We start from the raw sequence: 12,626 nt of genomic DNA, 5'->3' as shown, positions 1-12,626 counted from the left end.
TGAAATTGGGGGCTTGTTGATGTAAGAAACTTTTCTTGTTTTATCTTAACTTACGCTCTAGAAACGTATGCTTCACTTCGTGTATCAATAATTAACTTATCGCCAACATTAATAAATAATGGAACCTGAATCGTTAAACCAGTTTCTAAAGTTGCTGATTTGGAACCACCTGTTGCGGTATCACCTTTTATTCCTGGTTCTGTGTCAACTACTTCTAAGATAACGGTATTGGGTAAATCAACACCAATTACTTCACCTTGATAACTTATAATATACACATTCATGTTTTCTTTAAGGAAATTAATTTCACGTTCTAAACGTGATGCAGGTAAGTTGATTTGGTCATATGTCTCTGTATCCATGAAGGTATACTCATCACCGCTATTGTATAAATACTGCATTTCCTTCGTTTCAATTCGTGCACGAGCAATTTTTTCACCAGCGCGGAAAGTTTTTTCTTGTACTGCACCTGTTCTAATATTTTTTAATTTTGAACGAACAAATGCAGCCCCTTTACCTGGTTTTACATGTTGAAATTCAATAACTGTCCAAATACCACCATCTACTTCAATCGTTAAACCTGTACGAAAATCATTTGATGAAATCAAAAATAAAACCTCCTATCATGATTGAATACTAATCAATAATCAATAATTCTTTTGTGGATTGTGTAATAATCTCTCTTCCATGATCCGTGATCAATACATCATCTTCTATTCGAACACCACCGAAGTCTGTGATATAGATCCCCGGTTCAACGGTAACAACCATTCCTGGTTGCAAAATGATATCACTTTTAAAGGATAAACCCGGCCCCTCATGTACGTCAAGTCCAATTCCATGACCTGTGCTATGGCCAAAATATTCTCCATATCCAAATTTACTGATAATATCTCTTGTTAGTGCATCAGCTTCTTTTCCTGACATACCTGCCTTTACATGTTGTACACCATTCAATTGGGCCTCAAGAACAATCTGATAGATTTCTTTCTGCTTCTGGTTTGGCGTACCCATTATAATCGTTCTTGTAATGTCAGATACATATCCTTGATAGATAGCACCGAAATCCATGGTGACCAAGTCACCAGATTGAATCACTTTATCACTTGCAACCCCATGCGGCATTGCAGAGCGGTAACCTGAAGCTATAATCGTATCAAAAGATGCACCTTCTGCACCCAATTCCCTCATCTTACATTCTAATTGAAAAGCCACATCAGTTTCTTTCATCCCGGGCTTTATTGCTGTCAGAATATAAGAAAAGGCTTGATCAGCAATCTCTGCTGCTTTACGAATCAAAGCGACTTCGTTAGGATCTTTTATCATGCGTAATTTTTCTATCACTTGTGAAATTGGTTTGAGTTCAATATTTACAAATGTTTCTTCAAACTGTTTATAAAGAGAATATGTAACAAAATCTTGTTCAAAACCCAAAACTTGAATACTTAATCGTTTTAATTGTTCATTTACTGTTTCAACTATGGATCCTTGATGTTGAATGATTTCATAAGAAGCAGCTTGATTTTTGGCTTGGTCTACATAACGGAAATCTGTTATAAAAATGGCATCCTTTTGAGTTATTAGAACATAGCCAGCACTTCCTGTAAACCCACTGATATATCTTCTATTACTCGCACTTGTGATTAACATACCTTCAATTTGAAGGTCTTTAAACGTTTTTCTAAGTCTTTCTATTCGTTTCTCCATTCCATTCCCTCCTTCCCTAATTGGCAACACCCAGTCATTCAGCTCCAAAAGTAACTATTAACTTCGAGATTAATTCCCACTACTTTTATGGAACTTAAAAAAGTCCGCGAAAAATTGCAGTGCAGCAATATAACCATACATTCCTAATCCCGAGATTTGTCCAACCGAAACAGGTGCTATCACAGAGTGATGACGAAAAGATTCACGCCTATAGATGTTAGAAATATGTACTTCAACGGTTGGAATTTGTACAGCAGATATCGCATCAGAAATTGCATAACTATAATGGGTAAACGCTCCAGGATTAATAATCATTCCATCGTATTTCCCTAAAGTTCCTTGAATCTGATCAATGATTTCCCCTTCATGATTTGACTGGTAAAAGGCAACATCCATTCCTAATTCTTGGGCCTTTTCCTCCATTAAATGAGTTAATTGTTCTAATGATGCTGTTCCATAGATCGTTGGTTCTCTTTTTCCTAACATATTAAGATTGGGTCCGTTAACTACAAAAATTTTTTTCATTTTACTCACCATTTTAATTTGCCATTTTTCCAAAATATTTTATCACAAATGATGAGTATTTGAACAGAGTGTTCCATTATTCATTTCTTTATTCCTCTTGATTGTTAAATTCAGCAGATAAAGAGTAACCAATAAAAAGACCAATTAAAATAAATAAGGAAAACATAACGGAATTGGTATTCCACCCTAACTCTTTTAAAGGTTTTGTCAGATTAAGTAATGGATTAAGTACTATAAAAACAAAAGCCCATAATGCTAGGCCATAAGCAATCCCTACCCATGGACTTTTATATTTTGCTAAAAATTTCGCATAAAGAAAAGCAGCAATGAGCGCATAAAAAATAAAGAAACCCACACCGATAAAATGACCTTGCCATTTCAAATCATAATCGGGATTTAAAAATGGCTTTGCGAAGATCGATGGCCCTACATCTGTGAATTGTAGATAATACATTACTAGTGACATAAGCCCCCATAAAATGCCGGCTGATATACCGATCGAAATGGCCATATGAAATTTTTTCTTTCTCACTCGTGTTGATTGGTTCTGTTCTTGATTATTCATCTACTTAAATTACTCCTCTTCAGTACTATGTTCAGTACTATGAAATCCACTGATATACAACCAATCTTTTATTTTTGGAATCATCTGATGGATAAGTTCATCTTTTTTTGCATTGTTTTCCGGAATCTCCATCTGTTCCTCATAAAACACTTCATAAAAGTAATCTTCATTTTCCTCAATAGAAGTAACTTTTTGTATTTTTAATTTCTCTTGTTCTTTAAGTTTATTGACAAAATCATTTTCATTTACTAGTATCCCTTTTTGGGGAAATGTAAAAGCATATAAACAATCCATTTGATTTGGATGATAGGGATACAATTCTATTTCAACATATGGACTATCCTCATCTGCTAAGTCTATTCTCGCATGAATTCTTACATAACTATCATGGATAACAGCTCCTAAAGGTTGTTCAATTAAAGTATGAACCATTGAGACAGGTATCATCTCATCCAATAAATCAATGAAACGTTTAATAAAAAGTTCCATACCGATCCTCCCTTTTAATAAAAAATTTGAGTAAATCTATGAAATATTATTTGAAGATTGGAAAAATCTATACTGTACAAAAATTTTTACTTCTTGGTACCAAAGAATAAATCGTGTAAAATAAAAGGTACAAATATCAAACGTAGATGTTCATAGTTGAGGTGATTTTTTTGTCCAATAAAACCTGTCCAATGTACGGTGGTCAAGCAGTGGTTGAGGGTGTTATGTTTGGTGGTAAAAATGTAACAGTGACTGCTATTCGAAGAAAAGATCAAAGTATAGATTTTTTTCAAATAAACAATCATGAAAACCAAATTATAAAAAAACTAAAAAAAATTCCTTTTCTTCGGGGAATTGTCGCTTTGATTCAATCGAGTGCAAATGGATCTAAACATTTAAATTTTTCTACCGAACGATTCGATGTCAATCCTGGAGAGGAAATCAAAGAAGACACTTCTAAATTAACCATGATCTTTGGTGTAGCCATTGTTGGTGTCCTTTCCTTGATTTTCGGCAAATTATTATTTACTGTTTTACCTGCATTCCTTGCCGATCTCTTATTTGGCCGTTTGGTTCCTAACCAATTTTTTAATAACCTTATTGAAGGTGGAATTAAGATTGTCTTATTATTCGCCTATATTATTGCGATATCGCAAACTCCATTTATTAAACGATTATTTCAGTATCATGGTGCTGAACATAAAGTAATAAATGCATTTGAAGCAGGTTCCCCACTAACAGTAGAAAACGTCAAAAAGTATTCTCGTTTTCACTATCGTTGTGGAAGTAGCTTTATTATCTTGTCTGTCATTATCGGTGTCATTATCTATTCACTCTATAACCAATTTATTTCTCCTTACGATTCAATTTGGGATCGAATTATACAACGTATTGCATTAATTCCACTTGTTATTGGTGTTTCCTATGAAGTATTACGTTTAACGAATTCAGTAAGGGAAATTCCTGTTCTTAAATGGTTTGGCCTTCCAGGGATTTGGTTACAAACATTGACTACAAAGGAACCAGAAGATGATCAAATTGAAGTATCGATTGCTGCTTTTAATCGAATGAGAGAATTAGATACAAAAGAAAAAATGTTAGTTATGTAATGATAGAAAGAGGGAGTTTAATGAAGCGATTAGGTGCCATTACTTGGGTTTTTGTTTTTCTTTTCATCATTGGAATAGCAAAAACCTTTGTTAGTAATCCTATTGGGTTCCTTATTCCCATTGTGATTTTTGTTCTAATCTTTTATTTCCTTAAACATCCAAAAAAGCTGCTAAATAAGCAAGGATACAGGCCCAATAAAGCAACTCCAAAGTCAAAAAAATATCGGAAGCATAAAGAGAATCCATTTAAAGTAATATCAGGAAAAAAGGATCAAGATAAATAAAAAATCCACTAAAGTATAAATATTGACATCTTAATCTTTCGATTAGGGTGTCTTTTTTGATTGACGATATTGGAATGTATATCTAATATAGTTCCATTGGTCAAAAAAGTTCTTCGCAGCTTTCACTCCTGACTCAAATAATTCATCCCTTTTTTCTTTATTTAGATCAAAATCTGTGGTATTGACCCCAAGTGTTGGGACTAAGATTGATCGAACATAATCTTTTTCTTTAATATGGCGGGTGTCGTGAGCTTCTACCATTGTACTAATCAGTGAATATCCTAAAGATATTGGTCCATTTATCTTATTGGGTTGCCCTGTTTTTTCTGAAACAAGTCGAAAACCAAAAGTGGGCCACTTTGAGGATCCATCATCATCAAAAATCCAAACTGGAAAGTTGCTTAAAAGTCCACCATCAACAATATAATGATCCAGTTTTTTGTTATATAAACCTTTAAATTTTACAGGTTGAAAGTAAAATGGCAAACTTGAGCTCATCCTTACTGCTCTTGCAATATCAAAGGTTAAAGGGTCTACACCATAACGAGTTAAGTCTTGAGGGAGAACTAACATTTCCCCACTCGTAATATCTGAGGCGATAATATATAATGTCTTCTCTAAATCACCAAATGCTCTTACCCCTTTTACTCGTAATTTTTCACTTAACCATTGTTCAATATAATCACCAGAATGAATACCAAGTTTAAATATCAGGTTAAATGCTGCTCCAAGAAAGGGGATTTCGATTCCTTTTTTTTGAATAAATTTTTTATAGTCTAAATTCATCAGTTCATCCTTTAATTCAGAAGCCGTATAACCAGCTGCTAGCATTGCAGCAATCATTGATCCAGCGGAAGTTCCAGCCAAACGATTCCACTGGTATCCTCTTTTCTCAGCCTCAAAGATTGCACCAACCAGTCCGATTGCTTTTATACCTCCACCTTCAATCACCGCATCAGCTAACATCTCCATCCCCCCTTTTCTACTTACATATGATCAGAAAACAAAAAAAAGACTGAAAACAAGATCAGTCTTTAAATAAAAATTTGTATTTAAAACCAGCTGACACCAAACCACTTTGTGAGATAGACAGTAATCTTACTTAATTGATCTGTAAATAGTAAAAGACCAATTAAAATCAGAATCACTCCCCCGATTTTCATGATTTTATCGGAGTAACGTAGAATCCACCTGGTTTGGCTAATAAAGAAAGCCATAATAAAAAAGGGAATGGCAAAACCAAAACTATAAGCAATAAGTAGAATGATTCCTTGTGATGGGTCGGAAGCAGCTAAAGTAAGTATCATCGCTAAAATTGGCCCGACACAAGGCGTCCATCCTGCTGCAAAACTGACTCCTATTAACGTTGAGCCAAGATAACCAGTCGGTTTATTTTTTAACTCAAATCGTTTCTCCTTCATTAACCAATTCCATTTAACCCAACCTGTAATGACTAATCCCATTAAAATAATGAGAACAGCACCTAATTTCCTCACAATATCCTGAAATTCATAAAATAGATTGCCCACAAAACTTGCTCCAAACCCTAAGGAAATAAAGATAATAGAAAAACCTATAACAAAAAATAAAGTGTGCATGAGCGCACGGTTTCTTATCTCTTTTTTACTAAAATCATTTTTTAATTGGTCTACAGATATTCCTGTAATATAAGAAAGATATGATGGATACAACGGTAAAACACAAGGTGATAAAAAGGATAAGATTCCTGCCCCAAAAGCAATCCAGATATTAATACTAGCTCCATCCACTATGACAAAACCTCCTTAAGGAAATGGTTCATTTATTTAATTTAAGCTTACCATATTTTGATGTCAACTACTAGAAATCAAGACACCTCATCTCTATCCCATTCATATAATAGAATAATCTTAGATAATTGGTTTTTATTTCTGGAGGTGATTGAATTGAACATTGAACCTCTCTTATCCTATATTGTTGCAAGACAGATTACTGGGAAAAAAATTACGACATTAACAAATAGTTCAACAGGTGAACAATTTAGTTATTCTTATGGTGACCAAATTTATGATTATACGAACCAGTCCTATGCCAAAATCACACGTGAACATTTGAATATTACCGTTTATCTGTATAAAACAAGCCAATATTATCTGATTAAGCCCAAATCATCCGGCCTCTTCCTTGCCCATCGTTTCGGATCTGATGAATATTATGAAATCACAGTAAATCATAAATGGGTTTTGATCCGAAACCAAAAAGAACATACCAGCCAAATTTTTAGTTTTTCTTAAATAAACTCAACAAAAAAAGCATGGTGGCAGTTACTCCATGCTTTTTATTTAAATAGAATATCGATTCTTCCATCTTCTAATTCTGCAATCTTTTTGAGTTCTACTTTTAATACCCCATCTTCATATTTAGCAATAGCACCTTTGGTTGTAACTTTAGCAGGTAATGGAACGGTTCTATAAAAATACTCAGAATAATGATTTTTTATTCTTTTTCCATGATCTGACCTTACATCATTAATTTTTTCTATTGTACCTTGAACGATAAGGTGATCATTGTGAACATTTAGATCTAATTGATGCTCTTTTGTTAGGCCAGGAATATCAAGAGACACATGTATTTTATTTTCCTTCTCTCTTATTTTAACCTGTGAATCATCTAATAATCCTGAGATCATAGAACTGGTATTCAGCCACTTATTCAGATGATTGGCAAAAACCCGTTCGATATCAAATATTAATTTTTCTATTTCATTCATTTCAATCACTTCCTTTCCAATGACATCCTATGATTGAAAAATAAGCAAAGTGCTAGGGAAATGTCTATTTTTACGTTATAATAGAGTTGAGTGAAAGTGCTTTTTCTAGAGGTGATTAAGGTGGATGAAAGAAAGCGTTCTGGTGAAGAAAGAAGAAGAATTCTTTTACAATGGCTAAAAGAAAGTGAAGAACCATTGACGGGGCAAATACTAGCTGAGAAACTAAATGTTAGTAGACAAGTCATTGTCCAAGATATTTCCTTATTAAAAGCAAAAAATGAACCTATTATTGCAACTGCTCAAGGTTATGTATATTTGCGTGAAAAGGAATCAGCTCATTCCTTTAAGAGAATCATAGCTTGTAATCATACCCCTGCTCAGACTGAGGCAGAGCTTAATCTAATTGTTGATCATGGTGTATTTATCAGAGATGTGATCATAGAACATCCAATATATGGAGAAATGACTGCCTCCCTTGTCATAAAAAATAGGAGAGATGTAAAACAATTCATTCAAAAAATGGAAGACTCCAAAGCTTCCTATCTTTCAGACTTAACAGAAGGTACCCATCTTCACACCCTTGAGGCAGACACAATTGAACAACTAGATGAGGTTTGCCTAGCTTTAAAAAAAGCGGGATTCTTACTTGAAAAAGAAAATGAAAGTGAAGTAAACCCCTGAATATTAAAAAAAGGATACCATTGTATCCTTTTTTTAAATGGGATTAAACCTTTACATTCTCATAATTCATCTTAACTAAAATTGCTCTTGTTGGGGCTGCTTCTGCTCCTTTAATAAATAGGGGAGCAGCATATAGAAAATATTCACCTTCGTCAATATCTTTAAGCCTTAGTCCTTCCAGAATAACAATACCTGCTTCCATTAAGCTTATATGCGTTTCATGGCCAGGCTGGCTTCGTTCTATGCCAAGTGCGTCGATTCCGACACCTTTAATTCCTTTTGTAGTTAAATACTGTGCACCACTCCGATCCAAATAAACAAACTCTTGGTTAAACTGATCATCGTAGGAATTTTTTGTTTTGAATAAAACAAAGTCATTCTTTTGGAGATTTATTGATTGAAGATCTTCTTTTGTTATCTTCTCTTTTATTGCAGTCAGATCAATCACCTTGCAAGGAGTGACAACTTTTCTTAAATCAAGGGTATCTATCGTATTTCCATTTTCAATCATATGAAGAGGTGCATCAACATGAGTTCCTGTATGCATATCCATTTGTATTCGAGACTCAAAAACATGACCAGTAGCAAAATCCTGCATCGTTTTGAGAACCGGTCTTTTCTCTTCTTTGTTTTTATATACTGGCATCTCTTGATGAATCATCATTGAAATATCATATATCTCCATTTAACATTACACTCCTATATTCCACCATTTTCGTTGGTCTCTATGTAAAAGTTCATCTGCTTCCTTTGGACCCCAACTACCTGCTTCATAATTAGGTAATTCTATCTTTTGCGTTGTCCATGCTTCAGCAATCATATCAACAAGTTTCCAAGAATATTCTACTTCATCCCACCTTGTAAAAAGAGTTGAATCTCCTCTCATCACATCATAGAGCAATCTTTCGTATGCTTCAGGAGAGTTACTACCAATCTGGCAATTTTGGCAAAAATCCATTTTAACGGGGATAATCATATTCTTTGTACCCGGTTGCTTTGCATTAAATTGTAGAAAAACTCCTTCTTCGGGTTGAATACGAATAACCAATAGATTAGGCAATAGATTACCATATTCTTTAAAATATAAAATATGGTCTAACGGTTTAAATTGAACAACCACTTCTGTCGACTTGACCGGCATTCTCTTTCCTGTTCTAATATAAAACGGAACTCCTGCCCACCTGAAATTATTGATATTTACTTTTAATGCAACAAATGTCTCTGTTTCAGAGATTGGTGAAACTCTTTCTTCCTCGCGATAACGAACCACTTTTTTTTGTTGAACAATTCCCTCACCATATTGTCCCCGAACTACATTCTTTGCGACCAAATCAGGTGTAAATTCCTGAATAGAACGAAGAACCTTCACTTTCTCATCTCTGATTGTTTCAGTTTCAAGACTTATGGGTGGTTCCATTGCTGTTAATGTAAGGAGCTGCAGCATATGGTTTTGAACCATATCCCTTAATGCACCTGCTTTTTCATAATAGCCGCCTCTATTTTCCACTCCAACTATTTCACTTGAAGAGATTTGGATATGGTCAATGTATTTATTATTCCAAATCGGTTCAAATAAAGCATTAGCAAAACGAATAACCATGATATTTTGAAGCATTTCTTTGCCAAGATAATGATCAATCCGATAGGTATGTTCTTCTTTAAATACAGACGTTATTTTTTGGTTTAAATATTTTGCTGATTGCAAATCTCTTCCAAATGGTTTTTCAATCATCACTCTCTGCCATGAATCTTCATTGTTAGCCATGCCATGATCATGTAATTTTTCAACAATCAGGCCAAAATATTCAGGGGCAACAGCTAAATAATAAATCCGATTCCCCATGGTTTGATGTATTTGGTCAAGTTCTTCTAACCAACTTTTTAATAGGGGATATCCTTGGTCATCGGTAAAATCCATCTGTTGATAGTAAATCCGTTCACGTAATGTATTCCACTCAGATTCATCTAGTTGGAAACGAGAAAATTTTTTTATTGCTTCATATAGTTCGTTCCTATATTCCTCGGTCGTTTTACCACGTCTTCCGATCGTAACGACTGCAAAATGTTCTGGTAACATCTTTCCGTATTGCAAATGATATAAAGCTGGGATTAATTTCCGATAGGTTAGGTCCCCAGTACCACCGAATATGACAAAAATATTTGACAGATTTTCATTATTATTATTCAACGGTATACCCTCCAAATTAATAATAAGCACCTTTCTTTACCAATAAAAAGAAAACTTCTTACTTATTTTTTAAACACATCCTATTTTATATACCAAACTAGCCATTTTTTCCATATAATAAGTGCAAAAGACCCAAAACGAAAAAGGAAACCATATTGCCCCCCTTGCATCGTTTTAGGTCTTACTGCTAAGCAGCTACAATCCTTGGTTCTCATCCAACTAACATTTTAACAAACTAAAAACAAAAGTCAAATTTCAAGCTTTATTTAATTTTGCGTACTCAGTAGCGATAAGTGCTCCTACTTTTGCATTATGTTTTACCAATTCAATATTAGCTGCTAAGCTTTTACCCTCTGTGATTTCTTCTAATTTTGATAATAGGAATGGTGTAATTTCTTTACCAATAATCTTATTTTCTACACTTTCCTTTAAAGCATCCCTTATTTTTTGGTTAATATAGTTTTCATCTAGTGCATGTTCGGCAGGGATGGGATTAGCGATCACAATACCGCCATCTAAACCCATATTCCATTTTATGTTCATGATATTTGCCATTTCCTCCGCACTTTCCACCTGATAATCTACATTAAACCCACTATCACGGGTATAAAATGCAGGGAATTGCTTTGTTTGATATCCTAAAACAGGAACCCCTTGGGTCTCTAAATATTCTAAAGTTAAGCCAATATCAAGAATCGATTTTGCCCCTGCACAAACAACTGCTACATTGGTTTTGGCTAGTTCTTGCAGATCTGCAGAGATATCCATCGTCTCAGTTGCACCACGATGAACTCCACCAATCCCTCCTGTGACAAAAACTTTAATTCCTGCCATCCTAGCCACCAACATCGTACCTGCTACTGTAGTCGCTCCAGATAATTTTTTAGCAAGGATGACTGGTAAATCACGCCTACTCGCTTTCACTACATATTTTTCTTTTGCTAAATCCTTAATTTCTTCTTCCGTTAACCCAACTTTGATCACTCCATTGATAATTGCGATCGTTGCTGGAATTACACCTTGCTCTCGAATTATCCGTTCTACTTCTAAGGCTGTCTCTACATTAGCTGGATAAGGCATTCCATGCGTAATAATAGTTGATTCTAATGCCACAACTGGTCTTCCCGAAGCTAATGCATCCTTCACTTCCTCTTTGATGTGTATTTGTTTCTTTAAAAAATCAATTTTAGTCTCCACTAGAAAATCTCCTTTTTTAACTGTTCTAAAATGTGTATGTTTAGATCATGGACAACGGTTTCTTCCCGTTTAAGAGTGATTGCTGCCATAGTATGGCCATATTTACATGCCTCGATAAGCTCTTTATCATTTACTAAACCATAGATAATCCCGGAAACAAAAGCATCGCCAGCTCCTGTCGTATCTTTCACATCAACCTTAGGACTAGGAAGGAATTCCTGAATTTCAGGTGTGGCCACAAATACCCCTTCAGCACCTAAAGTAATTACGACTTGCTTTACTCCTTGAGAAAAAAACTCGTATACTACTCGGTTAAGATCCGTTTTACTTTTTATTGTAATGCCAGTTAGGATTTCTGCTTCTTCCTTATTTGGAGTAATTAAATCTAAGTCCTCTAAATATCCTTTTAATTTTTCGGCTTTCTTAGCAGATACTGGGTCGATAACGATCATCGTTTCCTTGTCTTTGAGCCAATGAATAAGAGGTACTAATGTAGACTGAGGAAGATTCGTATCTAGAAATACGATCTTTGCTGTAATCAATTTTGGATAAAGGTTTTGTAGAAACAGTTCGTCCATTCTCTCCATAATTTGCATATCTGAGATGGAACCAACTTGTTCCCTATTTTCATCCAGAATGGATAGGTATTTCCCTGTTCTCTCATTAGCTAATCGTTCAATATATTGAATGTTGACACCCGCTTTTTGTGTTACATCCAATAGCCAATCCCCTTCTTCATCACGTCCAACAACGGTAAAAAGAAATGTAGACAACTGAAGCTTTGCAAGATTCTCTGCTACATTCCTTGCAACACCACCTGCTGTACGATAGACTTTTCCCGGATTACTACTTCCTTGTCTGAATGACCCATCAGCAATTCCTTTAATATCCACATTTGCCCCACCAATTACAGCAATTTCATTCATTCTCTCATTAAGAATATATCCCCTTTGCAAGATTCCTTTTTTGCTCAACCTCGCAAGATGGCCTGCAACAGAAGATCTTGCTAGTCCAAGTTGATTTGCAATTTCCTCTTGCTCTATAAAGGGATTTTTACGCAGAATTTCAATAATTTCTTTTTCCTTTGAAGTTAGTTGATTGATCATCACATCACCAAACTTAAGTTTTATGA

At 34.7% G+C, this 12,626-nt stretch carries 16 protein-coding genes; 4 read left to right on the top strand and 12 right to left on the bottom strand.

The features are described 5' to 3' along the window. Nucleotides 1-50 precede the first annotated feature (50 nt). The 5 genes from efp to TEPIDINF_RS02985 all read right to left on the bottom strand — a co-directional run bounded on the left by efp (nucleotide 51) and on the right by TEPIDINF_RS02985 (nucleotide 3,286). On the bottom strand, nucleotides 51-608 hold the full coding sequence (efp, locus tag TEPIDINF_RS03005; protein WP_068723581.1) for an elongation factor P: 558 nt from the start codon (nucleotides 606-608) through the stop codon (nucleotides 51-53). A gap of 28 nt (nucleotides 609-636) precedes the next feature. Next, the gene (locus tag TEPIDINF_RS03000) at nucleotides 637-1,707 is read right to left on the bottom strand and encodes a M24 family metallopeptidase (protein WP_421691338.1); all 1,071 of its coding nucleotides are present in this window, start codon (nucleotides 1,705-1,707) and stop codon (nucleotides 637-639) included. A 69-nt stretch (nucleotides 1,708-1,776) separates the two neighbouring features. Beyond that, nucleotides 1,777-2,232: a type II 3-dehydroquinate dehydratase gene (gene aroQ / locus TEPIDINF_RS02995; RefSeq protein WP_421691337.1), complete on the bottom strand. Its 456-nt coding sequence runs from the start codon at nucleotides 2,230-2,232 to the stop codon at nucleotides 1,777-1,779. An 88-nt stretch (nucleotides 2,233-2,320) separates the two neighbouring features. Then, nucleotides 2,321-2,797 carry a YqhR family membrane protein gene (locus tag TEPIDINF_RS02990; RefSeq protein WP_421691336.1) on the bottom strand — a complete coding sequence of 159 codons (477 nt, stop codon included), beginning with the start codon at nucleotides 2,795-2,797 and terminating at the stop codon, nucleotides 2,321-2,323. 9 nt (nucleotides 2,798-2,806) lie between these two features. Continuing rightward, complete coding sequence (locus tag TEPIDINF_RS02985; protein ID WP_421691335.1) at nucleotides 2,807-3,286, bottom strand: hypothetical protein; 480 nt, start codon at nucleotides 3,284-3,286, stop codon at nucleotides 2,807-2,809. Between the two features lie 170 nt (nucleotides 3,287-3,456). Here TEPIDINF_RS02985 and TEPIDINF_RS02980 point away from each other — a divergent pair, with 170 nt between their 5' ends. Beyond that, entirely contained in the window at nucleotides 3,457-4,395 is a 939-nt protein-coding gene (locus TEPIDINF_RS02980) for a DUF1385 domain-containing protein (RefSeq protein WP_421691334.1), read from the top strand. 20 nt (nucleotides 4,396-4,415) lie between these two features. After that, the gene (locus TEPIDINF_RS02975) at nucleotides 4,416-4,679 is read left to right on the top strand and encodes a hypothetical protein (RefSeq protein ID WP_421691333.1); all 264 of its coding nucleotides are present in this window, start codon (nucleotides 4,416-4,418) and stop codon (nucleotides 4,677-4,679) included. A gap of 42 nt (nucleotides 4,680-4,721) precedes the next feature. On the opposite strand, the gene TEPIDINF_RS02970 is transcribed toward TEPIDINF_RS02975, so the two are convergent. Continuing rightward, nucleotides 4,722-5,645 (bottom strand): patatin-like phospholipase family protein, encoded by a 924-nt coding sequence (locus TEPIDINF_RS02970; protein ID WP_421691332.1) that lies wholly within the window; start codon nucleotides 5,643-5,645, stop codon nucleotides 4,722-4,724. A gap of 86 nt (nucleotides 5,646-5,731) precedes the next feature. After that, complete coding sequence (locus tag TEPIDINF_RS02965; RefSeq protein ID WP_068723562.1) at nucleotides 5,732-6,448, bottom strand: cytochrome c biogenesis CcdA family protein; 717 nt, start codon at nucleotides 6,446-6,448, stop codon at nucleotides 5,732-5,734. A gap of 156 nt (nucleotides 6,449-6,604) precedes the next feature. On the opposite strand from TEPIDINF_RS02965, the gene TEPIDINF_RS02960 reads away from it, so the two are divergent. Beyond that, the gene (locus TEPIDINF_RS02960; protein WP_068723559.1) at nucleotides 6,605-6,952 is read left to right on the top strand and encodes a hypothetical protein; all 348 of its coding nucleotides are present in this window, start codon (nucleotides 6,605-6,607) and stop codon (nucleotides 6,950-6,952) included. A 44-nt stretch (nucleotides 6,953-6,996) separates the two neighbouring features. Here the strand turns inward: TEPIDINF_RS02960 and TEPIDINF_RS02955 are convergent, their stop codons facing one another. Beyond that, the gene (locus TEPIDINF_RS02955) at nucleotides 6,997-7,428 is read right to left on the bottom strand and encodes an Hsp20/alpha crystallin family protein (protein WP_068723557.1); all 432 of its coding nucleotides are present in this window, start codon (nucleotides 7,426-7,428) and stop codon (nucleotides 6,997-6,999) included. A gap of 114 nt (nucleotides 7,429-7,542) precedes the next feature. Between TEPIDINF_RS02955 and TEPIDINF_RS02950 the strand changes: the two genes are divergently transcribed. After that, nucleotides 7,543-8,109: a transcription repressor NadR gene (locus TEPIDINF_RS02950; RefSeq protein WP_399168031.1), complete on the top strand. Its 567-nt coding sequence runs from the start codon at nucleotides 7,543-7,545 to the stop codon at nucleotides 8,107-8,109. 43 nt (nucleotides 8,110-8,152) lie between these two features. Here TEPIDINF_RS02950 and TEPIDINF_RS02945 read toward each other — a convergent pair whose 3' ends face one another. From TEPIDINF_RS02945 to TEPIDINF_RS02930, 4 genes are all read right to left on the bottom strand, one after another. Next, nucleotides 8,153-8,794 (bottom strand): cyclase family protein, encoded by a 642-nt coding sequence (locus tag TEPIDINF_RS02945; RefSeq protein ID WP_068723555.1) that lies wholly within the window; start codon nucleotides 8,792-8,794, stop codon nucleotides 8,153-8,155. 6 nt (nucleotides 8,795-8,800) lie between these two features. Continuing rightward, the gene (zwf, locus tag TEPIDINF_RS02940) at nucleotides 8,801-10,297 is read right to left on the bottom strand and encodes a glucose-6-phosphate dehydrogenase (protein WP_421691331.1); all 1,497 of its coding nucleotides are present in this window, start codon (nucleotides 10,295-10,297) and stop codon (nucleotides 8,801-8,803) included. A gap of 255 nt (nucleotides 10,298-10,552) precedes the next feature. Next, nucleotides 10,553-11,494, bottom strand: a complete 942-nt coding sequence (locus TEPIDINF_RS02935; protein WP_321164143.1) for a pseudouridine-5'-phosphate glycosidase — start codon at nucleotides 11,492-11,494, stop codon at nucleotides 10,553-10,555. Next, on the bottom strand, nucleotides 11,494-12,600 hold the full coding sequence (locus TEPIDINF_RS02930; RefSeq protein WP_068723553.1) for a carbohydrate kinase: 1,107 nt from the start codon (nucleotides 12,598-12,600) through the stop codon (nucleotides 11,494-11,496). Before TEPIDINF_RS02930 ends, TEPIDINF_RS02935 begins: the two co-directional genes overlap by 1 nt. Nucleotides 12,601-12,626 lie beyond the last annotated feature (26 nt).

Origin of the sequence: Tepidibacillus infernus, from assembly GCF_048898065.1 — a bacterium.
Lineage (GTDB): Bacteria > Bacillota > Bacilli > Tepidibacillales > Tepidibacillaceae > Tepidibacillus_B > Tepidibacillus_B infernus.
Note: the sequence above shows the minus strand (reverse complement) of the source record. Positions and strands in the feature narration are given on the sequence as shown.

Coding starts and splice junctions, on each gene's coding strand:
- TEPIDINF_RS02930 (WP_068723553.1), bottom strand. CDS start 12,600: ATGATCAATCAACTAACTTCAAAGGAAAAAGAAATTATTGAAATTCTG.
- TEPIDINF_RS03000 (WP_421691338.1), bottom strand. CDS start 1,707: ATGGAGAAACGAATAGAAAGACTTAGAAAAACGTTTAAAGACCTTCAA.
- aroQ (WP_421691337.1), bottom strand. CDS start 2,232: ATGAAAAAAATTTTTGTAGTTAACGGACCCAATCTTAATATGTTAGGA.
- TEPIDINF_RS02985 (WP_421691335.1), bottom strand. CDS start 3,286: ATGGAACTTTTTATTAAACGTTTCATTGATTTATTGGATGAGATGATA.
- TEPIDINF_RS02945 (WP_068723555.1), bottom strand. CDS start 8,794: ATGGAGATATATGATATTTCAATGATGATTCATCAAGAGATGCCAGTA.
- TEPIDINF_RS02990 (WP_421691336.1), bottom strand. CDS start 2,797: ATGAATAATCAAGAACAGAACCAATCAACACGAGTGAGAAAGAAAAAA.
- TEPIDINF_RS02975 (WP_421691333.1), top strand. CDS start 4,416: ATGAAGCGATTAGGTGCCATTACTTGGGTTTTTGTTTTTCTTTTCATC.
- TEPIDINF_RS02955 (WP_068723557.1), bottom strand. CDS start 7,428: ATGAATGAAATAGAAAAATTAATATTTGATATCGAACGGGTTTTTGCC.
- TEPIDINF_RS02970 (WP_421691332.1), bottom strand. CDS start 5,645: ATGTTAGCTGATGCGGTGATTGAAGGTGGAGGTATAAAAGCAATCGGA.